This is a genomic window from Aliibacillus thermotolerans, assembly GCF_027853235.1.
GTDB classification, from domain to species: Bacteria; Bacillota; Bacilli; order Bacillales; family Marinococcaceae; genus Aliibacillus; species Aliibacillus thermotolerans.
In genome coordinates, this window is sequence record NZ_WKJG01000027.1 from 1 (window position 1) to 21,307 (window position 21,307).

General features: G+C 40.0%; 25 protein-coding genes. 14 read left to right on the top strand and 11 right to left on the bottom strand.

What is annotated here, in order from left to right:
* Positions 1-220: 220 nt before the first annotated feature.
* Complete coding sequence (locus tag GJS40_RS02910) at positions 221-895, top strand: futalosine hydrolase (RefSeq protein WP_270896017.1); 675 nt, start codon at positions 221-223, stop codon at positions 893-895.
* Entirely contained in the window at positions 892-1,722 is an 831-nt protein-coding gene (locus tag GJS40_RS02915; protein ID WP_270896019.1) for a 1,4-dihydroxy-6-naphthoate synthase, read from the top strand. Before GJS40_RS02910 ends, GJS40_RS02915 begins: the two co-directional genes overlap by 4 nt.
* A 113-nt stretch (positions 1,723-1,835) precedes the next feature.
* Here the strand turns inward: GJS40_RS02915 and GJS40_RS02920 are convergent, their stop codons facing one another.
* The 6 genes from GJS40_RS02920 to GJS40_RS02945 form a co-directional block, all read right to left on the bottom strand.
* A complete protein-coding gene (locus tag GJS40_RS02920; RefSeq protein ID WP_270896021.1) occupies positions 1,836-2,111 on the bottom strand; it encodes a hypothetical protein in 276 nt (91 codons plus the stop codon).
* 405 nt (positions 2,112-2,516) lie between these two features.
* The gene (locus tag GJS40_RS02925; RefSeq protein ID WP_270896022.1) at positions 2,517-3,575 is read right to left on the bottom strand and encodes an acyl-CoA dehydrogenase family protein; all 1,059 of its coding nucleotides are present in this window, start codon (positions 3,573-3,575) and stop codon (positions 2,517-2,519) included.
* 29 nt (positions 3,576-3,604) lie between these two features.
* Entirely contained in the window at positions 3,605-4,126 is a 522-nt protein-coding gene (locus GJS40_RS02930; protein ID WP_270896023.1) for a DUF4242 domain-containing protein, read from the bottom strand.
* 88 nt (positions 4,127-4,214) lie between these two features.
* Positions 4,215-4,985 (bottom strand): ABC transporter permease, encoded by a 771-nt coding sequence (locus tag GJS40_RS02935; protein ID WP_270896025.1) that lies wholly within the window; start codon positions 4,983-4,985, stop codon positions 4,215-4,217.
* The gene (locus tag GJS40_RS02940) at positions 4,982-5,941 is read right to left on the bottom strand and encodes an ABC transporter substrate-binding protein (protein WP_270896026.1); all 960 of its coding nucleotides are present in this window, start codon (positions 5,939-5,941) and stop codon (positions 4,982-4,984) included. Before GJS40_RS02940 ends, GJS40_RS02935 begins: the two co-directional genes overlap by 4 nt.
* Before the next feature lie 29 nt (positions 5,942-5,970).
* Positions 5,971-6,738 (bottom strand): ABC transporter ATP-binding protein, encoded by a 768-nt coding sequence (locus GJS40_RS02945; RefSeq protein ID WP_270896028.1) that lies wholly within the window; start codon positions 6,736-6,738, stop codon positions 5,971-5,973.
* Between the two features lie 322 nt (positions 6,739-7,060).
* Here GJS40_RS02945 and GJS40_RS02950 point away from each other — a divergent pair, with 322 nt between their 5' ends.
* From GJS40_RS02950 to GJS40_RS02985, 8 genes are all read left to right on the top strand, one after another.
* A complete protein-coding gene (locus GJS40_RS02950) occupies positions 7,061-7,993 on the top strand; it encodes a Phenylacetic acid catabolic protein (protein ID WP_270896029.1) in 933 nt (310 codons plus the stop codon).
* Between the two features lie 46 nt (positions 7,994-8,039).
* Positions 8,040-8,279 (top strand): hypothetical protein, encoded by a 240-nt coding sequence (locus GJS40_RS02955; RefSeq protein WP_270896030.1) that lies wholly within the window; start codon positions 8,040-8,042, stop codon positions 8,277-8,279.
* Positions 8,279-8,902: a Phenylacetic acid catabolic protein gene (locus GJS40_RS02960; protein ID WP_270896032.1), complete on the top strand. Its 624-nt coding sequence runs from the start codon at positions 8,279-8,281 to the stop codon at positions 8,900-8,902. Before GJS40_RS02955 ends, GJS40_RS02960 begins: the two co-directional genes overlap by 1 nt.
* Positions 8,895-9,089: a PaaD-like zinc ribbon domain-containing protein gene (locus GJS40_RS02965; protein ID WP_270896034.1), complete on the top strand. Its 195-nt coding sequence runs from the start codon at positions 8,895-8,897 to the stop codon at positions 9,087-9,089. Before GJS40_RS02960 ends, GJS40_RS02965 begins: the two co-directional genes overlap by 8 nt.
* 227 nt (positions 9,090-9,316) lie before the next feature.
* Positions 9,317-10,390, top strand: coding sequence for an aminofutalosine synthase MqnE (gene mqnE, locus GJS40_RS02970; RefSeq protein ID WP_270896092.1), 1,074 nt, complete (start codon positions 9,317-9,319; stop codon positions 10,388-10,390).
* Positions 10,391-10,486: 96 nt separating this feature from the next.
* Positions 10,487-12,055: an FAD-dependent oxidoreductase gene (locus GJS40_RS02975; protein ID WP_377902063.1), complete on the top strand. Its 1,569-nt coding sequence runs from the start codon at positions 10,487-10,489 to the stop codon at positions 12,053-12,055.
* A gap of 127 nt (positions 12,056-12,182) precedes the next feature.
* The gene (locus GJS40_RS02980; RefSeq protein WP_270896037.1) at positions 12,183-12,875 is read left to right on the top strand and encodes an aspartate/glutamate racemase family protein; all 693 of its coding nucleotides are present in this window, start codon (positions 12,183-12,185) and stop codon (positions 12,873-12,875) included.
* 42 nt (positions 12,876-12,917) lie between these two features.
* Positions 12,918-13,076 carry a hypothetical protein gene (locus GJS40_RS02985; RefSeq protein ID WP_270896039.1) on the top strand — a complete coding sequence of 53 codons (159 nt, stop codon included), beginning with the start codon at positions 12,918-12,920 and terminating at the stop codon, positions 13,074-13,076.
* A gap of 71 nt (positions 13,077-13,147) precedes the next feature.
* On the opposite strand, the gene GJS40_RS02990 is transcribed toward GJS40_RS02985, so the two are convergent.
* Positions 13,148-13,252 (bottom strand): YjcZ family sporulation protein, encoded by a 105-nt coding sequence (locus tag GJS40_RS02990; protein ID WP_270896041.1) that lies wholly within the window; start codon positions 13,250-13,252, stop codon positions 13,148-13,150.
* A gap of 371 nt (positions 13,253-13,623) precedes the next feature.
* On the opposite strand from GJS40_RS02990, the gene GJS40_RS02995 reads away from it, so the two are divergent.
* Entirely contained in the window at positions 13,624-15,075 is a 1,452-nt protein-coding gene (locus tag GJS40_RS02995; protein ID WP_270896042.1) for a catalase, read from the top strand.
* A 733-nt stretch (positions 15,076-15,808) separates the two neighbouring features.
* On the opposite strand, the gene GJS40_RS03000 is transcribed toward GJS40_RS02995, so the two are convergent.
* Positions 15,809-16,771 carry a cation diffusion facilitator family transporter gene (locus GJS40_RS03000; RefSeq protein WP_270896044.1) on the bottom strand — a complete coding sequence of 321 codons (963 nt, stop codon included), beginning with the start codon at positions 16,769-16,771 and terminating at the stop codon, positions 15,809-15,811.
* Between the two features lie 76 nt (positions 16,772-16,847).
* Complete coding sequence (locus tag GJS40_RS03005) at positions 16,848-17,747, bottom strand: LysR family transcriptional regulator (protein ID WP_270896045.1); 900 nt, start codon at positions 17,745-17,747, stop codon at positions 16,848-16,850.
* Positions 17,748-17,863: 116 nt separating this feature from the next.
* Here GJS40_RS03005 and GJS40_RS03010 point away from each other — a divergent pair, with 116 nt between their 5' ends.
* The 3 genes from GJS40_RS03010 to GJS40_RS03020 all read left to right on the top strand — a co-directional run bounded on the left by GJS40_RS03010 (position 17,864) and on the right by GJS40_RS03020 (position 19,824).
* Positions 17,864-18,436 carry a chromate transporter gene (locus GJS40_RS03010; RefSeq protein WP_270896047.1) on the top strand — a complete coding sequence of 191 codons (573 nt, stop codon included), beginning with the start codon at positions 17,864-17,866 and terminating at the stop codon, positions 18,434-18,436.
* Positions 18,437-18,451: 15 nt separating this feature from the next.
* Positions 18,452-18,988: a chromate transporter gene (locus GJS40_RS03015; RefSeq protein WP_270896048.1), complete on the top strand. Its 537-nt coding sequence runs from the start codon at positions 18,452-18,454 to the stop codon at positions 18,986-18,988.
* A gap of 89 nt (positions 18,989-19,077) precedes the next feature.
* The gene (locus GJS40_RS03020; protein ID WP_270896050.1) at positions 19,078-19,824 is read left to right on the top strand and encodes an SIMPL domain-containing protein; all 747 of its coding nucleotides are present in this window, start codon (positions 19,078-19,080) and stop codon (positions 19,822-19,824) included.
* A 51-nt stretch (positions 19,825-19,875) separates the two neighbouring features.
* Here the strand turns inward: GJS40_RS03020 and GJS40_RS03025 are convergent, their stop codons facing one another.
* On the bottom strand, positions 19,876-20,496 hold the full coding sequence (locus tag GJS40_RS03025; RefSeq protein WP_270896052.1) for a LysE family translocator: 621 nt from the start codon (positions 20,494-20,496) through the stop codon (positions 19,876-19,878).
* Between the two features lie 119 nt (positions 20,497-20,615).
* Positions 20,616-21,035, bottom strand: a complete 420-nt coding sequence (locus GJS40_RS03030) for a PaaI family thioesterase (RefSeq protein ID WP_270896054.1) — start codon at positions 21,033-21,035, stop codon at positions 20,616-20,618.
* Positions 21,036-21,307: the final 272 nt, after the last annotated feature.

Consider the following 21,307-nt stretch of genomic DNA (forward strand, 5'->3'; position numbering starts at 1 on the left):
GTGGATTGTATATATGCAAAGACTGTCATGCTACCCTCAATGCCGATGTTAACGGTGCAATGAACATCGGCAAAAAGTATCTGAAAGAGATAGACTCCCTATCTCAATCAGTAGTGGTGTTGGACACACCGACAGTGTATACGTTTAACGGACAACAGTTCGTGGCGTAGAACTGGAAGCTCGTCATTTCAATGACGAGTAGTTCACAGAGGGACATGGTATGATAAAAGGAAAGGTGGTGGAAATCACTTCAATGGCTACACTGGTGGTAACAGCGGTAGAGGCGGAAAAAGAGGCAGTGGTGCGCGGGTTGCCAAAAAATAGTGCGATAGAAGTCATCGTTGGTGGAGTAGGTATTGCGCAAATGGCAGCAAATACCGCGGTGGCACTCTCCCAACATACATATCAAGCGGTTGTAAACGTCGGTATCGCCGGGGGTTTTGTAGAAGAAGCTCCGGTTGGATCGTTTGTCGTTGCCAATGAGATCATTGCAGCGGACCTCGGAGCGGAATCGGAAAAAGGTTTTCTTTCATTAGAAGAACTTGATTTAGGAGTATCTCGTTTAGCTTGTGATCAAACAGTAGTGGAAAGATCGGTCCGCTCATTGGAAAAATTAAGACTAGACGTCACGGAAGGTGCCATTTTAACAACGACCACAGTGACTGGAACAGCATCTCGCGCGAAGCTTCTCAAAGTAAGGTTTCCTACGGCGAAGGCAGAAGCAATGGAAGGGTACGGCGTGCTTGCTGCCGCCCGTCTTTACAATGTACCGGCTTTTGAATGGCGTAGCATTTCGAATGTCGTCGGACCGAGAGATAGAGAAAAATGGAAAATAAAAGAAGCGCTCGCACTGTTAGAACAAGCGGCGCCAGCTCTTGTGGAGGTTTTTTCATGAATATTGCTTATTCCCCTTGTCCAAATGATACTTTTGTTTTTCATGCGTTAGTACATGGATTGATTCCGAATACACCAAAGTTTCATGTCACCTATGCGGATATTGATCAAACGAACTATTGGGCGGCAAACCGAGAAGGACCGGAAATAATGAAAGTGTCTTATGCGGCACTACCTTGGGTGTTAGATGATTACCGCTTACTTCCATGTGGCGGTGCGCTCGGTCGCGGGTGTGGTCCTCTCGTGTTACAAAAAGAAAAGGAAGGACGCCCAGAAGATGTAACGGGGAAAGTCGTGGCAGTTCCAAGTGATCGCTCGACTGCGTATTTGTTGTTTCGGCTCTGGGTTGCAAAACATGTCCCGGACGGAGTAGGAGAAATTCGCATCATGCCTTTCCACGAAATTATGCCAGCGGTAGAAAAAGGAGAGGTGGATGCCGGACTCGTCATACATGAAGCTCGTTTTACTTATCCAGAGTACGGACTTCATTTAATTGAAGACTTGGGAGAATGGTGGGAAAAAGATACAGGGCATCCGATTCCCCTAGGTGCGATCATTGCACGTAGAGATCTTCATCATGAGGAAATCGCAAAGTGGATTCGGGCTTCGGTAGAGTATGCGTGGAAGCATCCTGAAGCTTCCCGTGATTATGTGATGGAGCACGCGCAAGAAATGTCTCCGAATGTTGCCCAGTCTCACATTGAATTGTACGTCAATGAATATACCGCCAATTTAGGAGAAGAAGGATATAAAGCCATCGAAGTGCTCCTTGGACGAGCGAAAGACGAAGGAATCGTACCACACTTTGATTTGGAAAAATTACGATAAAAGGTGGAGACGAATTTTTCCATAAGGGAAAGGAATAAGAGGCTGTCTAATAAGTCCTGAAAAATAAATCGAGATTTCCTTTCAACAATCATTTAGCGCTGAAACGGTGCCATTCATCGTACATGGATTGCTTTCACAATGGTGTTTGGATTGAAACGGTGCCATGATCCATTCATAGCTTGTTTCCACAAACTATTTTTGAATGAAACGGTGGCATGAGCGATCCATGACTTGCTTCCATTCGCTATTTTTATATGAAACGATGGCATGACTATCCATGACTTACTTCCATCAACAATTTGGTGTTGGAAACATGCCATGATTCGGCCAAGAGGCGTTTCCAGAAGCAATTTTTGGTGAAGCGTAACAAAAAATGTCCAAAAAGTCACCAGTCATGCTTTTTGGACAGCTCCTTTTTAGCGCGAGTTTCTCTTGTAGAAGTCTTATAAGATCTAAAATTGGAAGTAATTATGATTTTTGAAGCATTTTCAATGGTAATGAGACCAATTTCGGTGTAATAAAGAGAAAAAGCGTTCCATGAACGGTTTATACGACACTTTTAAAAAAATAGGTGTGAAAGGGTCATATGAGTGCTAGAAAAGGAAAATATTAGGAAAAATCTAGCGCAAAAATGGTTTCATGCGACTTGTTTTACAATGAGAAAGAACTTTTGTGGTCGTATAAAAAGGTTGATGGGACGTATTTTTTCATGAAAGCTATCCTGAATGGTCTCATGGCATAAAAGAAAAAGGGCTATTCCTTCAGTCATTTCACTGATGGGATAGCCCAAAGATTTAATGCGTTATTTTTTCTAAATGTTTAATTGTTGGAGTTAAATTTGCGTAAAAGTAAGCTTCGCGTAACCGTCTCGATGGGTCACTTTTCATTAAATAGGCGGCTCCTCCGTTATGGAGCATCTCTGTTTGTGTCCCTTGTAACGTTAAATATGCCGTTTCAAGTTTCGTTTTAGCAATTCCTTTCCAGTCTAATTCAGATGACTGAAGGAACGTTTGGAAAGAAGCTTTTGTCTTATTATATTGTTGTTCAATATCTTCTGCTTGTACTGGTAAGTATGCATTGACTCCAGTTTGTTTCTTTTTTGCCCGGTGAATAGATTCAATCGTTGCTCGGACGACGCCAAGTCCAATCGGAATTTGATAGAGAAGGAAGAAAGGACGGATTCGTGACACGAATGCATCCGCATCTTCGCTAATGACATATTGATCGGGAATAAAAACCGCTTCAAACTGACAAACGAACGTCGCGCTTCCGTTTAACCCGAGGTAATCCCTCTTTTCTTTCATCGTTAATCCTGTCGAGTTGCACGGAGCAAAGGCCATGATGCGGTTGCCGGTGTCAGTGTGGGCGACGAAGCCGAAGTAATGCTCACCGTTTTTTTGTACATTCGACACGGCCGGTAAACAACCAGACACGACGTATCCTTCCGCTACTCGTTCCGCATGTAAATGAAGCTTCTCTAACTTTCCGTAAAATTTCATTGGATTGGATAGGCCGGTGGCACCAAGAATTTCTCCACTTTCTAACCTCGGTAATAATTCCTTCCGGATATGCTCATTTGTTGTATGTCGTGCGTAAGTAAGTGCAGCTAAATGGCACCAAACTAAAAACCCTGTCGTCATACATACTCTAGAGACGTCTTCCACAAGTTGACTTTCACGGAGAAAAACGTCCTCGTAAGAAAGATCTCCGGACGAGAAAAAACCCCTTTCTCCTAATCCTTTCAGAAATGACGCTGGATAGTAATGTTTCATATCAATGGAGCGAACGAGTGGTTTTAACTCTTTTTGAATATAAGAAACGGCACGATGTTTGGGAGAAATTTCTTTTAACATAGGACGTTTCTCTCCTTTCTTTTCATATTTTACTTGGAAGAAATTTCTGTAATCGAATCAATTGGTGTTTTCACAGCTTCGCGTGCTCTTTTTACTGCATCTTCATCCGGCGCGTCATAGAAACAGAGACATTTAGACATATCTTCACAGACGTACGTCCGCTCAAAAGATACTTCTGGAACTTCCGCATAATGGACAGAATTTTTCTTTTTCCGCTCTAAATATTGTTCCATTGTTAAATCTTCCGGTAAATTCCACTCCACTAAGTAGTTCGCGTTTTGCGCTTTCTTTTTCGCTTCTTCAAGATCTTGCCCAACAATTCGCACTGGTTTTACAAGGTCCACTTCAAATTGTTGCTCTTTCAATAAATTTGATACTTTTTCTTCGTTGTCGGTTTCAAAAATGAAGAAAGTACGGGAAAAATCTTTTGCCACTTGTACTTCAATCAAATTTGCTTCTTCTAATGATTGCTCTAGCTTTTCTACCTTTGTTTGAACATCCGTTTTCTCCAATTTCTCAGTTAACTTTGTTTCTATTAAAAATAATCCCACCGATAATTCCTCCTTAATTCATATAAAAATAGAATGAAATTAAATTCTTATCAATATACTATGATATTGGGAGTAAAAAATCAACCATCTATTTTGATTCAATGCCCCATTGTTTTTCTACCCATCGTTCAAATAAGCGAATTCCTCGGTCAAGGAGAAGTCCCGTTAGTCCGATTACTAAAATACCTGCAAGTACGTGGTCTAAATCTAATGCGTTTCGCGAATCAATAATAAAGTATCCAAGTCCAGATTGTGCGCCAACCATTTCTCCTGCTACGAGGAAAATCCAAGCGGTACCAAGGGCCATATGAAGGCCGTTCGCAATAGATGGGAAGGCGGCTGGAAAAATAATTTTAAACAAAAGAGACGAACCTTTTACTTCTAAGTTTTCAGCAACTTTTAAATAAATCGGGTCCACTTTTCTCACGGCAGACACCGTTGATAACAACACCGGAAAGAAAGCGGCAATAAAGATAATGATCATTGCAGGGATACTACCAATGCCAAACCAGAGAACGATAAATGGCGTCCAAGCAATCGGTGCCACTGGTCGAATCACTTGCACAATCGGGTCAAGAATCGCCCATACAAGTGGCGAGCGACCGAGAAAAAGACCGAGGGTGACCGCAAGCAAAACCGCTACCAAATAACCGGCAAGGAAACGAAAAAAGCTTACTTGTAAATGGGTGAGCAATTCTCCTGTGATGAGTAGTTCCCATAAACTATTTGCTACTGTGAAAGGAGATGGAAGGAGTGCTTCTTCGTAACCACCCACCCATATCATCAGTTGCCAAACCGTAATAAATAATAAGGCGGAAATGATTACTTGGACGGTTTTGTTCGTTTTGATGATTGTCATTGTGCTAATGCCTCCTCCAAAAACGTTAAATCGACGAAATCTTCGTAAAGAGGGGGTTCATCCATAAGCTCCATTTCAAGTAAAGAATCAACTAATACATCATAATCTTTTTCTTCAATGCGAAAATCTTCATAAGAAATCCACTCAAGCGAAAGAGCGAGGGCTTCCTCTTCCACATTTAAATATTCATGGTGGATGGAATGGACGTGCTCTTCTTCTTCCGCAAGCTCTCCCGCTTTCACATATCCGTTGATGAATGATTGCACCAGCTCAGGATGCGCTTCGATGACATCATTGCGCAAAACGAGAGCGCAGCATAAAGAATGAGGCCAAATTTCTTCCGACTGATAAAGGACTTTCCCTTGATCAAGGGTCACGCCAATGGCGCCAAACGGTTCTGCTACAATGTAACTCGCGATGGTACCTGCTGCTAAAGAAGACGGCATTTCCGGAGGTGGCATTTCAACAATATTGACGTCCTGATAGCTGAGGCCATCTTTTTTTAACATGTCATACAACAAAATGTTGTGGGATGAGAGCGTATGTGGGATTGCCACCGTTTGTCCTTGCAAGTCTTCTGTTTCATGGACATCGTGGGAGACAACGATAGCATTTCCGTCTTTATGACCGAGCGCGACTGCTTTTAAGTCGATGCCTTTTTCCCGAGATTTCATCGCCAGTTCAATTAAAACCGAAGCCCCGTCAATACGACCGGCTTGGAGCGCATCCATGAGATCAATCCACGTACCGAAACGAATGAGTTCAACTTCCACGCCGTGAAGTAATTCTTCTTCTAGTTCTTTTGCGATATATAACGGGGCAGCATGGGTGATTGGTAAATAACCAATTTTTAACGTTTCTTTTTCCTCCGCTGCGGTTCCAAAACTACATGCAGGAGTAAGCAGAAGACATGGAATGAGCAAGTAAAGAAACACTTTTTTGCGAAGGGAAGACATGATGGTACTCCTTTCTATAACGGATGAAGCTAAATATTGTATTCAATCGGTTGTTCAGGGTGGTCAAAGTGAAAGTGTTCAAAAATCGTTTTACGAAAATACTGAAAATCACTACTACTTCGATCTCTCGGTTTTGCGAGAGTGATATCTAGCTCCCTTTGCAAATGACCGGGGCCCGAGTTCATAATGAAAATCCGATCTGATAAATAAATTGCTTCATCAATATCATGGGTGACAAGCACGATTGTTGTTTTTTCCCTCTCTTGGATACGCAGCAATTCATCTTGAAGATAGTAGCGATTAAACGTATCAAGCGCGGCAAAAGGTTCATCCATTAACAATATTTCCGGTTGCATTACGAGAGCGCGAGCAATGGCTACCCGTTGCTTCATTCCGCCCGACAATTGGTGAGGGAATTGATATTTATTTTCTTCTAATCCGACGAGTTGGACGTAAAAATTGGACCGTTCTCTTTTCTCTTCCTGTGAAAGTTGTAACGATTCTAAACCGAGCTCTACATTTTTTATTACCGATCTCCACGGAAGCAGTCCGTATTCTTGAAAGAGCATGATGCAATTTCTTCCTGTGCGGATCGGTTGATTGTGAAGCAGAGCTTTTCCTGAAGACGGCTCTTCAAAGCCGCCAATCAGATTAAGGAGGGTACTTTTTCCGCAACCGCTTTTCCCTAAGATAGAAATAAACTCTCCCTCTTCAATCGTAAAAGTGATATCGTTTAATACTAATTTATCTTGGAATTTTTTTGACACGTGTTGGAAAGAGACGATAGGTGTAGTCATCGTCGAAACCTCTCTTTCATGATAGATAAAATAAAACATATAAGAATAGTATGAAATAACTTTTTAAATAGTGTATTACATGAGAAAGAAAAAAGCAAGAGGGATGATATTAGCTTTTATATTTAACGAAAGACAAAAAAACATAACAAAACAATGATTTTACACATAAATGATCAAAATATTGAAGTGATGTATTTACTATGTTTATAGTAAAATGTCTGAATTTTAACAAAAACCATTGACATTCATCCTGAGGGATATTATATTACGTTATATAAGCGAAGGTTTAAAAAACACAATGATTAGAAAGGATGTATTTTTTATGGACAGAGAAGAATTGTTGAAGAAAATTGAAAAAGGTTTCATTGTCGAAAAGAAGGAAGATATGAATGATGAATATTTTGAAGCGTTAAAACAAACATTGACGATTGTGGCGGATACTGAATTGTTAAGTGTACCACCGCTACTAACGGTTTATGATCAAGCACCAAGCTTGAACTTAAAAATTACCGCGCTTGCTGTGATGCAAGATGAAATTGGGCATGCCCACATTGCGTGGCGTTTGTTAAAAGATTTAGGAGAAGACATTGAATCGTTGATGTTTAAAAGAGAACCCCATCAATGGAAAAACCCGTATGCTTTTGATTTTAAATTGGATAACTGGATTGAGTTAGGAGTATTTAATGCCTTTTTTGATCGCGCTGGTTACACGTTATTGGGAGATGCTTTTCAACATACAACATATGGACCTTGGAAAAGAGCATTAGTGAAAGTAGACAAGGAAGAATTGTTCCATTTGCGTAACGGGGAAGTCATCATGAGAAATGCAATGAAAAATCCGGAAACAGCGAAACAAGTCCAAGAAGCAGTGGACTGGATGTTTTTAATGGCATTAGAATTCTTCGGAGTGGCTGATAATCTCAAAAGTCGCTCAGCACAGCTTGAATATAGCTTGAAAGGGAAAACGAATGACGAGCTAAGACAAGTATGGTTATCTACCGCAGTTCCGTTTTGTGAAAAAATCGGCGTAAAAGTTCCAGCGCACTATGATGAGGAACAAGAAAAGTATGTGTTAGACGTTCCTTTCCCTTGTGAGTTTGACGTAGAAAATAAAAAGTGGCACTTTGACAAGCCGGATACGTGGGAAAATGTGATTAAACGCTTTAAGAAGAGAGGACCACAAAACGAGGAATTTGTGAATAGATTAACAAAAGGTTATGAAGAGTTAGAGGCGCTTCGAAATAAAGTTAGTTAATAGACGAAACAATGGATTTCAATGAAGAAATGGAGGATGAGAAAGGATGCATAAAGAAGAAAAAGAATATTATGTTTTCACAAGAGCGAAGCGTGGAGACGATTTGATGTTCATCGGATCTGTCGATGCGGACTCAGACAATTTGGCAAAAGTGTATGCAAATTATACGTATGACGAAGAAGATTGGTACGAGATGTTTGTTGTCAATAAGGAAGATTTTCTAAGAGTTGCGCTCTCAGAGAGTGTCATGAACTACGAAACTCGTGTAAAAGGAGCGAAAGTGTAATGAGTAAAGATCAGTTTATCAATATTGTGGAAACGATTGCTGATAATAAGTATGTGTTAGGGGACAGATTAGTAGAAGTCGGTTTTAGCGGAGCGGATGTGGAATCGATTTTATCTGCCGTTGCGATGGCACAAGGAGAGTTAGGTCACGCGAGACTGTTATATCACTGGGTGTTTGATTTAGAAGGAAAGGAAGGAAGAAAGCCAGACATTAAAGAGGAGACGGGAAAGTCTTTTCGAGAAGTAAGAGAAATTAATAGCTTGGTCAAATTAATCGCGGGATTTTTCACAACGAACGTCGCCATTGACATTTTGTTTGACGCGATGATGAAAAGCGGTCATTCGGACATTCAATCCCGTCTGAATAAATTATATCTCGAGCATAAAGAACATTGCTTGTTCTCCGAAAGCTGGGCGATGAAATTATTGAATGATGAAGGTCATGTTCCGAAGAAATTTTCGCAAGATTTAAATGATTGCGTGAGTGAAGTGGAACAATGGTTTCAAGAAGTGCAACAATCTGCAAGTGAGCTGAAAGAATATTTAGGAAATGAAAACTTGTTAGAACGGTTCCAAAGCAGAGTACAACGCTTGAAACAAAAAGGTGTTGTTGCCAGTGGATGACAAAGATAAAATCATTTGTTCCTTTTGTGACTCTGACCATGTGAGCTTGTATTCTCCGTACGGGACAGCCCAACTTGTTCGCCAGTTTTACTGTCATGACTGTAAAAGTGTATTTGAATTTATTCGTTGGCGGAATACGAATCAAGACAACCATATAGAACATTCCATGCGGTTTATTCAACATTAATAAGCATACGTTCGCAGAAAAAAGAGAGTGTAGCAGCTCTCTTTTTTCGTTTTTACCCAAATACATACTTTCATGTGGAAAAAGCTAAGGTTGAAAAATTTAAAGCGAACTGTCTTCATAACCATTTATTCTATAAATATGTTATTCTTAATGAAGTAGAATGTTAGTTTCCTTAGTTGAAAAAGGGAGGGTTTTTTTTGTTAATCCAAAACAGTGCTACCGCACGCATGAATGAAATTAAAGAAAAAGTAGCGCATGGGGAACGGTTGTCGATAGATGATGGTTTGTTTTTATATGAGTCTGATGATTTGCTTACGATTGGTCAATTGGCAAATGAAGTGAATTTAAAAAAGAATGGAAGAAACGTTTATTTTATTGAAAATATGAGTTTATACTTTACAAATGTTTGTGAAGCTACCTGTGCTTTTTGTCATTTCAAAAGAAAACCGGGGGAAGAAGGGGCGTATACATATTCCCCTTTAGAAATGGTGGAACAAGTGAAAGAAAGAATCACACCGGGAGTGCGGGAATTTCATATTACTGGGGGACACAACCCGGAAGTGCCATTTGACTATTTTGTAGAATCGATTCGCACATTGAAAGAACATTTTCCCGATGTGACGATTAAAGCATACACCGGTGCGGAGATTGAATTTTTCTCAAGAATTAGCGGACTCAGTTATGAAGAAGTGTTAAAAGAGCTTCGAGACGCAGGTCTTTCTTCTTTAACTGGCGGTGGAGCGGAAATTTTATCAGAACGTTATCGGAAGAAAATGAGTGTGAATAAAGCGACGACGGATCAATGGTTAGAAGTGCACCGTACCGCTCATTCCCTTGGGATTAAAACCCACGCAACGATGTTGTATGGATCGATTGAAACATTGGAAGAGCGCCTGCAACATATGGTCTACCTCCGTGAATTACAAGACGAGACAAACGGGTACTTAGTATTTATCCCTCTTGCAGTACAACCGAAGAAAGCAAAAGCCAAAGTATATCAACGCACAACAGCCGTGGAAGACTTAAAAACGATTGCGATCAGCCGTCTCATGCTTGATAACTTCCCGCACATTAAAGCATACTTCATTACATTAGGAACACAGCTGACGCAAATGGCGTTACACTTCGGAGCGTCTGACGTACACGGAACGATTTTAGAAGAGCGAATCAGTCACTCAGCGGGAGCACTATCACCAAAAGGAATGACGCGCAAAGAATTAATCCATTTAATTCAAAACGCGAACCGTATTCCAGTAGAGCGAGATACTTTTTACAATCATATAAAAGTGTATGAAGAATAGAAAGTCAGCATTTGCTGGCTTTTTCTTTTTGAAAAGGTATAGATTCGTGTAGACGCGGTTATGTTAAGCGTACAGTTGGAATCGTAGAGAAGGAAGGTGGACAATGTGAGCGAATCTTTACCGGAATCATCACAGTCTTTTTGGAGGGAAGATATTGATCTTTCGTCCTTTTCTTCGTTACAGGAAGATATGGAAGTAGATGTTGTGATTGTCGGAGGAGGAATCACCGGAATTACTGCAGCGTATTTACTTACAAAAGATGGCGTAAAAGTTGCTTTGTTAGAAGCAAGTCGCCTGTTAAATGGAACGACAGGGCACACTACCGCAAAAATCACCGCGCAACATGGGTTGATTTACGATGAGTACATCCAATATTTCGGTCAGACGAATGCTCGCCTATACTATGAAGCAGTGACAGAAGCAGGGAATTTTATAAAGAAGACGATTGATTCGTTAGGGATTTCTTGTGATTACCAAGTTGAAGATGCTTATTTATATGCAACAACGGACGAATACGCGCGTAAACTTCAGAAAGAGTATGAAGCGTATCAAAAATTAAACATTCCAGGGGAATTAGTGGATGATATTCCCTTTTCGATTCCCGTCACAAAAGCGCTCGTCATGAGACAAGAAGCGCAATTTCATCCGCTAAAATATTTACGAGTATTAGTCGAAGAAACGAAAAACAACGGCGGACTTATATATGAAGAGACAGTGGCAGTGAATATAGAAAAAGAAGATCGAATGATTGTTCATACCCGGGATGGATACCGAGTAAAAGGAAAACAGGTGCTGATCTGTTCTCATTTTCCTTTTTATGAAGGGATGGGGCTGTATTCTGCTCGTATGTATGCCGATCGCTCATATGCATTGGTGGCGGAAACAAAAGAAACATATCCTGGTGGGATGTATTTAAGCGCTGATCAACCGAATCGTTCCCTCCGTTCTATCATCGTTGATGGAAAAGAAATGGTACTTGTCGGAGGAGAAAGTCACAAAACAGGACAAGGAACCGATGTGATGAATCATTACCGCGCGATTGAAAAATTTGCGCACGACTTATTTACGGTAGAAAACATCCCGTATCGTTGGTCAGCTCAAGATTTAACGACTTTGGATAAACTTCCTTATATTGGACCGATTACAGAAAACAATCCGAACATTTTGGTTGCGACAGGTTTTCGCAAATGGGGAATGACCAATGGAACGGCCGCTGCCCAATTGATGAGTCGTATTGTTCTTGGCGCAAGTTCTCCCTATGAATCACTGTACCAACCGTCTCGTTTTTATGCTGATCCTAGCTTAAAAAATTTCTTACGGGAAAATATTGATTTCATGAAACATTTCATGAAAGGAAAATTACAATTTCCAAAAACGAAAGTGAAAGATATTCAACCTGGAGAAGGAGCAATTATTACGGTTGATGGACAGAGAAAAGGTGCATATCGAGATGAAACGGGAGAATTATTTGTAGTAGATACGACCTGTACCCATGTCGGTTGTGAAGTAGAGTGGAACAGTGGAGATCGGACGTGGGATTGTCCATGTCATGGTTCACGTTTTACTTATAAAGGGGAAGTAGTGGAAGGGCCAGCTGAAAAACCGTTACAACAACACCATTTTCAGATGCTTGATAATTATACATCGGAAGAATCCGGGTATTGACAGTTGGAGATGTTCTCACATTTGGGAGCATCTCTTTTTTGCATAACAGACCTTTCAAAGAGATTAATGTTATGAGATAATATGTATATAAAATACATTTTAAAATCTTGGAGAGGAGAGGCAATTGATGAAACGAGTCGGTATTATCGGCGGACTAGGACCGGAATCAACCGTTGAGTATTATCAAACGTTTATTAAAAAATTTCAAAACAAAATGAACAGCAATAAAGTACTCCCTGAACTATTTATTAACAGCATTAATATGTACAATATTTTTCGCTTTATCGACGAAAACAAAATGACTGATTTAATTGATTATGTAGGACAGGCGGCACAGAAGTTGGAGGAAATTGGTGCAGACGTTGTTGTCATTTCCGCGAACACCCCTCATATTGTCTTTGCTGACGTCCAAAATAAAGTAAATGTTCCGATGATTAGCATCGTGGAAGCAACTTATGAAAAGGCCGTAGAACAAGGGATGAAAAAAGTCGGGCTTCTCGGTACGAAATTCACGATGGAGCACGATTTTTTTAAAAAGCCTTTTTTAGCGAACGAGAAAGAAGTGATCGTTCCAAACGAGCAAGACCAAATGTTCATCCATGAAAAAATAGTCGAAGAGTTAGAAAATGGTATCGTGAAACAAGAAACAAAAGAAGCGTTTCTTCGTGTTATTAATACAATGATGGAAGAAGAAAATATTGATGGATTGATATTAGGATGTACAGAGCTTCCGATGATTTTAAACGATCAAGATGTCACTCTCCCGCTTTTAAATACAACGGAAATTCATATCGATACAATGATAGAACATGTTTTTTAGTCATGGCTTTTTTCTACAATACGAACAAGGAGGAAATAAATGATGGAGTACAAAGATAATGAAAAGTCACTACGTTTGCAACGGTTACTTGGAGAAGCATTAACACCGATCAGAGAAAAATTGGAGACATTAGAACAAGAAATGGCTTCGATCCGCAAAGCACAAGAGGAACTGAATAAAAAATTAGATAATAATAAATAAAAAGAAAGACTGCGATGAAAAAACTCCCAAAGGATAAACCTTTGGGAGTTTTTTAGTGGGAGTTTGTTGTTTTAGTAATAACCAAATCCACCCCAAGAGGCGCCAACAATAATTAGTAAAATAAACAATACGACGATTAACGCAAATCCACCGCCGTATCCGTATCCTTTGCTCATTCGTAACAACGCTCCTTTTTTTCATTTGTTCAATGGCCATTGACAGTATATCTATATGAAAAGATAAATGATGTGGGAAAGGCGAACGCCTGCATTCATTAAAATAGCGCTTAGATATAAAAATTATCAATTATTATGAAAATTTCTCATTTACAAATCTTTGAGCAATCCGTTATTTAGATTTGGATGGAACAGTAAATGTTCCGGTTATACATTGTCATAAAACGTAAAATAAGGGCTTTCATGAGAGGTGTGTCTTTGTCTCAGTTCACTTATGCTAATATTTAATATTAAAAATTATTATAAATAAGTATTGATTTTAATTTAAAATATGTTATTATTTAATCATACTTATTATTAGAGGTGATGACATGGGTGATAATAAACGATTAACAACAAGTACAGGTATGCCGGTTGGAGATAACCAACATGCTATTACTGCCGGTCAAAGAGGACCGACGTTGATTCAAGACGTTCATTTGTTAGAGAAGCTCGCCCACTTTAATCGTGAACGGATTCCTGAACGAGTCGTTCATGCGAAAGGTGCAGGAGCACATGGTTATTTTGAAGTAACAAATGATGTTTCTAAATATACAAAAGCTGATTTTTTAAGCGAAGTAGGAAAAAGAACTCCGGTTTTTCTTCGCTTTTCAACAGTTGCTGGGGAATTAGGTTCTGCCGATACTGTTCGCGACCCACGTGGTTTTGCAGTGAAGTTTTACACCGATGAAGGAAACTACGATTTAGTAGGAAATAATACACCAATCTTTTTTGTGCGCGATGCGATCAAGTTTCCAGACTTTATTCATTCTCAAAAAAGACATCCAAAAACCCACTTAAAAGATCCAAATATGGTATGGGATTTCTTCTCACTGTCTCCTGAATCGTTACACCAAGTTACTTATTTATATGGCGATCGTGGGATTCCGGCTACTTTTCGACATATGAACGGGTATGGGAGCAATACATTTAAATGGGTAAATGAAGAAGGAGAAGCACATTGGGTGAAATATCACTTTATTAGTGATCAAGGAGTGAAAGGGTTAGATGAAGCTCTGGCAGTAAAACTTGCTGGAGAAAATCCGGATTACCATACAGAAGATTTGTTTCATGCGATAGAAAATGGAGACTATCCTTCTTGGACGCTGTACGTACAAATCATGCCAATAGAAGATGCGAAGACGTACAAATGGGATCCATTTGATGTGACAAAAGTGTTGTCACAAAAAGATTACCCACGGATTGAAGTAGGAAAATTAGTCCTGAACCGCAATCCAGAAAACTATTTTGCAGAAGTAGAACAAGCAACATTTTCACCGGGTAACTTTGTGCCGGGGATTGAAGCGTCACCGGATAGAATGTTGCAAGGTCGCCTGTTTGCTTATGCGGATGCTCATCGATATCGCGTTGGGGCAAACCACAATCTCATTCCGATTAATCAACCAAAAGTGCCTGTCCATCATTACCAACGAGACGGATGGATGCGGACAGATAGTAACGGTGGCGGTGCGATGAACTATGAACCAAATAGTTACGGAGGACCGGTTGAATCAGCAGAAAGTAAAATAAGTCCATTTGAAGTGAGTGGAGAAGCAGATAGTATCCGTTATCCTGATGATGATCATTTCACGCAAGCAGGAGATTTATATCGTCTAATGACAGATGAGGAAAAAGACCGACTCATTCAAGCGATAGTCCATCACATGAAAGACGTTGAAAAAGAAGAAATTAAACGTCGTCAAATTGAGCATTTTTATAAAGCAGACGAAGAGTACGGCAGTCGAGTAGCAGAAGGACTAGGGATAGACATAGCCGTTAAATAAACTACAAGTGGCTGGGACAAAACTTCAGTCATCGCCCAAAAACTTGGTGAGTCTCTCTTTTTTGTGTACAAAGAACATTTAAAAATGAAAATGATGAAAAAAGTGTCGTATGAACTGGTGATGCGACACTTTTTTCGTACAATCCGAACAGGAGTGGTTGTAAGAGGGGTGAAATCGGAAATATTTAGGTGATTCGGAGCGTTTTTATGTTTCATGCGACGAATGACGCGTTAAAAAAGAAGATGAATCGTCCCATAAACGTTTCATACGACGCTTCATTTTGTCAAACACCGATCAAATGGTCATATGAAAGTTAAAATTGGAAGAAATTAGGATAAAAATAGGTCGCACATGTTTCATACGACCTTTTATTACGAAATCGATGCAATGAAGTGTCGTATAAAAGATCCATGCGACGAAATATCGCATAAAATTCCTACCAAATGGTCTCATGACGTGTTAGTTCCAGGGAAGCTTCGATTGGGTGCTTGCGGTGCATTCGGCCGTCCTGCTTACTATCCGCGTACATCACCTGGTGAAATAGACATAGAATCAGCGTTCGGGTGATTGGAGGCTCATTTATACTTCTTGTGTATGCGCTTCTGGTGGGAAACTGATAGAAATAGTAACCCAACCATTAGAAAAAAGGAAAAAACCTTACAAAAATGGTTCCAAACAAATGTTAGTGCTTGGAACCATTCTTTTTTGGCTAGTTATGTCTCAGCTTCTTTTTTCATTTTTCTTCTAAACGCCAATCTTGTTCATCGTCCGTTTCATAAAGACCGATGGTGGCATCCCCAACGTCTTTATCTTCCAAAATGTACGCTTGCAATTCATCTTTAATATCATCTGCTTCGTCAAGCGTTAATCCTTTTCTTAATTCGATATAACTTTCTACGTGATATAGTCTTCCTTCCTGAATGATACGCATCTTTTTAATATCAACTACATCGGGGTGGTTTAATATATGTTTGGCAATGCGATTTTCCACTTGCTTTGGAGCAGCGACTCCAATGAGTCCCATCGTATTTTCATATCCGATTTTCAATGCGATGATAAGAAGGAGAATACCGATAAAAAGAGAGCCTAATCCATCTAAAAAATATAGTCCCGTAAAATGGGCTAATATGACGAAAAGGAGGGCAAGCATCGTGCCAAATGTCGCAATATTATCTTCATAAAAGACGAGGCGTGTGGGAGGAGCGGCGTATTTCACGTTACGGTAAGCATCCCAAGCCACTTGTAATCCAGTTGCGTCAGAATCCGTTTCTCGTTTAATCTCTTTCATTGCTTTGATTAAAACAAATCCATCCACACAGATGGCAACAAAAAGAATCAATACATTCAGCCAAAAATTCGAAGATGGCTCCGGATTGCGGATAAGATCCCAACCGGATATAATGGACTCGTACGCCATCACGGATATAATCATGACAGCAACGAGGACAAACAAGTTGACAACTCGTCCGAATCCAGCAGGAAATCGTTTTGTTGGTTCTTTTTCTGCAAGGGCGCTCCCGAAGAAAACAAACCCTTGATTTGTCGCGTCGGCAAGGGAATGAAGGGTCGTTGCAAACATCGTTCCGCTCCCGCTAAGAAAAGCAGCGATTCCCTTTACGATTGCGAGTATCGTGTTCCCGATTGCCGCTGCAGCAGATGACTTATTTCCTTTTTTGAGAAGACTGATGACTTCCATTTCCTCACCTTTTCTCCATCATTAAGAAAGGATTGTTGTTTTTATTGTCTCCAGTCCTTTTTACCTTATGCGATCATTATGTATCCTGATTTTCTGTATATTTCTCATGAATTAGCGTGACAAATTGTTGTAAGGCTTCTTTTTGAAACCGTTGATTTTTTCGCACCATCCATAAACTTCTCGTTAAATGCACTCCTTTCATGTCCACTTTTTTTATTAACCCGAGTTCTAATTCTCTTTTTACTACTAATTTCGGCATGATACTAATGCCCAGTCCTGCTTCCACTGCACTTTTTATTGCTTGCATACTTCCAAGAACCATGTAACTTTCGATTTCGTGTAAAATGCCATTTTCTTTAAGAAAGTTTTCGACAATATGACGGGTTCCTGAATGCGGTTCTCTCCAGATCATTCTTTCTGTTTTTAGCGCTTCGACGGGAATTTCTCCGTCCCACGGGTGATTTGGTGGACATACTAATATTAAGTAATCGTCGGAAAATTTCTCGACGGAAAATTCACCATCTTCTACATGTCCTTCGACTAACGCAATATCGATCACATCTTCGGATAAATCTTCTAAAATGCCGGGAGTATTTTTTATCGTGAGCGTCACATTTGTTTCCGGATACAAATTTTTAAAATCTCCTAACATTTTCGGTAGTAAAAATTCGCCAATCGTAAAAGAAGCCCCGACATTTAACACTTGATTGTAGCTGTTTTTTGCTTGTTGAATGATTTCTTTTGAGAGTTGGAAATCTTTCACAATTGATTTGGCAATTGGATATAACATTTCTCCGGTTTTTGTAATTTTTAGCTTTCCTTTTGCCCGTTCAAACAAGAGCGTGCCATAATAACTTTCTAATTGATGCAGTTGTCTCGTGACCGCTGGTTGGGAGAGAAAACTTAACTTCGCCGCGGCGGTAATGCTTCCTTCTTCAACGATGAGACAAAATGTTTTTAAATGATCGATATTCATGAACAACCTCCTATATAACGTTATGTTATATCATATCAGCTTTTTGCAATATACGAAGGAAGATTTGCTTGTTAACATATAAGTAGGGTTTCGTTGATGAAGGAGGAAAAGTGATAGTGAAAAGCTGGAAGCTGCTTCTTCAAATTTTTATTACCTTTTTTAAAATTGGACCGGTAACCTTTGGCGGAGGATACGCCATGATTCCGCTCATTGAAAGAGAAGCGGTGGAGAAACGAAAATGGATGAAAAAGGAAGAAATTGTCGATGTATTTGCTGTCGTTGAATCTGTGCCGGGAGCGATTGCGATTAATTCCGCAACTTTTATTGGTTATCGCATCGCCGGTATCAAAGGAGCCGTTGCAGCAATGATCGGAATGATGACACCTACTTTTTTCATCATTATTATATTGAGTGTAACGTATCAGTTTTTTAAAGATTATCCGATTGTGGACGCAGCATTTCAAGGAATACGGGCTGCGATTGTCGCTTTAATTATTTATGCAGGGATAAAGATTGGAAAAACAGCGCTGATAGACAAAACAACCATTGTCATTATGGGGATGACTGTATTTCTATTGCTGTTTGTATCTCTTCATCCGGTGTTCATTATTCTCTCCGGGATTGTCGCCGGCATACTGATCGTCCGTGTGAAAGAGAAGATTGCTGTGCTTAAAACAGAAGAGAAATAAAAGGAGAGACCATCCGTGCTAATTCAATTGTTTCTTACTTTTTTCATGATCGGCTTTATCTCTTTTGGGGGAGGATATGCGATCATACCTGTCATAGAAATGGAAGTAACTAAAAATGGCTGGATGACGACCCAACAGTTTACAGATGTCATTGCTATTGCCGGTATGTCTCCGGGTCCCATAGCAACAAATAGTGCCATTTTTGTCGGCTATGAGCTTGCCGGATTTCCGGGAGCGATCGTTTCAGCCCTTGGTATGGTGCTCCCTTCTTTAATCATTATTTTAGCGATCTCCAGTTTTTTTTATAAAATTAATGAACATGAACTAACAAAATCAGCTTTTTACGGTCTTCGTCCCATCATTACTGGATTAATTGCATATGCAGCTATTAACTTTGCAATTTCCAATCATATTGTTACTTCTTTATCCTTTCATTCTCTTAGTTTAATTGGGATTCTTTTCATATCCCTCGTTTTTTTAATCCGTTTCAAATTACATCCTTTGTTTGTCATTATGTTATCAGGAGTAGCCGGTGCGATTCTCTATTCATGAGAGAGAACGCACTTTTTTTACGTTATTCGAAACATTATGAACGCCTTCACGTCATAGTAAGTAAGCAGGAGAACGAAAGGGGTAAAAGGATGAACAAGAAAAAAATTTCATTTCTCATCGGGGGAGCAGTTGGCGTGTTGTTTGTTGGGTTCCTCCTTTTTGCCGTGCAAGACTGGACAGGAACATCTTCATCTGTTGTTGCTCAACCATCAAGCACAGGAAACACGATAACCGTACAAGGTGAGGGAAGTGTCAATGTAGAACCTGATATTGTGTATATTCAATTAGGCGTGGAAAAAACAAATTCCTCTGCTCAAAAGGCGCAACAACAAGTAAATGCGACGATGAACAAAGTTCGTGAAGCGCTCGCATCTTTTGATATTGAGGAAGAAAACATTCAAACGAAAAGCCTTGGCGTCCATCCGGAATATCGTCACGGAGAAGACGGAGAGCAGCAACAATTGTACCGCGCTCGCCATATCGTAGAGATAAAATACGATGAAATGGAGAAAGTAGGAGAAGTGATTGATCAAGCAGTAAACGCCGGTGCGAATCGCATGGAACACACGCGGTTTGCCTTACAAGATCCAACCGAAAGTGAACAAAAAGCACTCCAACAAGCCATCGCAAGCACGGAAGAAAAAGCAAACGCAATGGCTGAAAGTGCAGGGAAAAAGAAAGGCGACGTCTTACACATTAAAGAACACGGTACCCAAGTCGACTTCCCGGTACGTCACTTTAGTCAAGAAGAAATGGCAGATAGCGCAAACACCACTGTTGAAGCTGGAGAAATTGAAGTCGTCCAACAGGTGAGTGTTGTGTATCAGTTGCAATAAATGATTGAAATAGGAGCAGTGTGAACAAGTGGCTGCTCCTACTCGATTTCATTAATCACTGGTTAAAATATGTAGCCCAATAAATGTAAAAATGGTTCCTTGTGCGATATTCATACGTTTAGAGAACTTCGGACTTCTTCTCAATAGTTCCGTTGCTTTAAACGCTAACAAGCTTACTACGGAAAAAATAATAAGTGCTTGCACGAGAAAAATGAACCCTAATAATGTCATTTGTAACGGAATAGCACCGGCCTCCACGTTTGTAAATTGCGGGAGGAGAGCGAGAAAAAAGAGAGAAACTTTTGGATTTAAAAGATTCATAATAATTCCTTTTTTGTACAAGCTTTTGTACGGGTACATTTCTTGATTTGTCGTGAAAGACACGTCATCTTTTGCTCGAAATGCTTGCCATGCTAAATATAATAGATATAACGCTCCCGCATATTTTACAATGGTAAAAGCGACGCTAGATTGGTAGATTAACGCAGATATCCCGATGGCGGCGGCAGATATGTGTACAAGGAGTCCTGTACAAAGACCAAGCGCGGTCGCAATGCCAGCTTTATAGCTTTGCGCCATGCTTTGGGCAATGACAAATAAAATATCAGGGCCAGGAGCAAGCGTCATTACAACCGCAGTTCCTAAAAAGGCAATAAGTGTCATCCACTCCATACGTATCATTCCTTATGTTCATATATATAAAATCTAGTGTACAAAAATTTTCCTCATCGCGCTAGTTTTTTGCCACAGGGAAGAAAACGCTTTCTACATAGGAAATAAAAAATGTAAGTTTACAATGGCCGAATGCTAACAGAAGAAGTTGCAGTGGCAACAAGTTTTTCATTTTGAAATAATTCTGCTTCGACGTAGGAGACGGAACGCCCTTGTTTTTTCACTGTCGCATGGACGATGACTTCTCCAGGAAAAACAGCGCGATGAAATGTTGTATTCAAATTGATGGAACCGAAAGTTTGGTTCTCTTCTAAAATCGATGAAATTGCGTAGGCCATCGTAATATCAGCCGCCGAAGAAACGTATCCTCCCATGACAACCCCGACACCATTCACAAATGATTCGTCCGGCTTCCAAATCGTTGTTGCCCGTCCGTCTTGTGCATCCTCTACCTCAATCTTTAAAGTAATATCGCAAGCAGGAGGTGCTGCTTGATGATTCACGACATCTTTTAAATCAATGAGTTTACGGTCTTGCATGAAGATTCCTCCTTCGTTCATTGTTGTTATGACAAAAATAAGTAAAGCGTGAAATAAATGAGATATTTTAATCATATTAAATAGTACGAAAACAATGGGACACTGTCAATAACAGAATGGTAACTTCGTTTTACAGAAGATTCAAAGATATCGAGTAGGAGGAGGCGATGAACCTCCGTCCTCTCACACCACCGTACGTACGGTTCGCGTATACGGCGGTTCAATTAAGATGGGTAACGCAAGACTTCCTTCCGTGAATAACTTATCTTCTT

Excerpts from the sequence above, each read along its gene's own strand:
- GJS40_RS02910 (WP_270896017.1), top strand. The coding sequence starts at position 221 with ATGATAAAAGGAAAGGTGGTGGAAATCACTTCAATGGCTACACTGGTG.
- GJS40_RS02915 (WP_270896019.1), top strand. The coding sequence starts at position 892 with ATGAATATTGCTTATTCCCCTTGTCCAAATGATACTTTTGTTTTTCAT.
- GJS40_RS02925 (WP_270896022.1), bottom strand. The coding sequence starts at position 3,575 with ATGTTAAAAGAAATTTCTCCCAAACATCGTGCCGTTTCTTATATTCAA.
- GJS40_RS02935 (WP_270896025.1), bottom strand. The coding sequence starts at position 4,985 with ATGACAATCATCAAAACGAACAAAACCGTCCAAGTAATCATTTCCGCC.
- GJS40_RS02940 (WP_270896026.1), bottom strand. The coding sequence starts at position 5,941 with ATGTCTTCCCTTCGCAAAAAAGTGTTTCTTTACTTGCTCATTCCATGT.
- GJS40_RS02945 (WP_270896028.1), bottom strand. The coding sequence starts at position 6,738 with ATGACTACACCTATCGTCTCTTTCCAACACGTGTCAAAAAAATTCCAA.
- GJS40_RS02950 (WP_270896029.1), top strand. The coding sequence starts at position 7,061 with ATGGACAGAGAAGAATTGTTGAAGAAAATTGAAAAAGGTTTCATTGTC.
- GJS40_RS02955 (WP_270896030.1), top strand. The coding sequence starts at position 8,040 with ATGCATAAAGAAGAAAAAGAATATTATGTTTTCACAAGAGCGAAGCGT.
- GJS40_RS02960 (WP_270896032.1), top strand. The coding sequence starts at position 8,279 with ATGAGTAAAGATCAGTTTATCAATATTGTGGAAACGATTGCTGATAAT.
- mqnE (WP_270896092.1), top strand. The coding sequence starts at position 9,317 with ATGAATGAAATTAAAGAAAAAGTAGCGCATGGGGAACGGTTGTCGATA.
- GJS40_RS02980 (WP_270896037.1), top strand. The coding sequence starts at position 12,183 with ATGAAACGAGTCGGTATTATCGGCGGACTAGGACCGGAATCAACCGTT.
- GJS40_RS02985 (WP_270896039.1), top strand. The coding sequence starts at position 12,918 with ATGGAGTACAAAGATAATGAAAAGTCACTACGTTTGCAACGGTTACTT.
- GJS40_RS02990 (WP_270896041.1), bottom strand. The coding sequence starts at position 13,252 with ATGAGCAAAGGATACGGATACGGCGGTGGATTTGCGTTAATCGTCGTA.
- GJS40_RS02995 (WP_270896042.1), top strand. The coding sequence starts at position 13,624 with ATGGGTGATAATAAACGATTAACAACAAGTACAGGTATGCCGGTTGGA.
- GJS40_RS03000 (WP_270896044.1), bottom strand. The coding sequence starts at position 16,771 with ATGGAAGTCATCAGTCTTCTCAAAAAAGGAAATAAGTCATCTGCTGCA.
- GJS40_RS03005 (WP_270896045.1), bottom strand. The coding sequence starts at position 17,747 with ATGAATATCGATCATTTAAAAACATTTTGTCTCATCGTTGAAGAAGGA.
- GJS40_RS03020 (WP_270896050.1), top strand. The coding sequence starts at position 19,078 with ATGAACAAGAAAAAAATTTCATTTCTCATCGGGGGAGCAGTTGGCGTG.
- GJS40_RS03025 (WP_270896052.1), bottom strand. The coding sequence starts at position 20,496 with ATGGAGTGGATGACACTTATTGCCTTTTTAGGAACTGCGGTTGTAATG.
- GJS40_RS03030 (WP_270896054.1), bottom strand. The coding sequence starts at position 21,035 with ATGCAAGACCGTAAACTCATTGATTTAAAAGATGTCGTGAATCATCAA.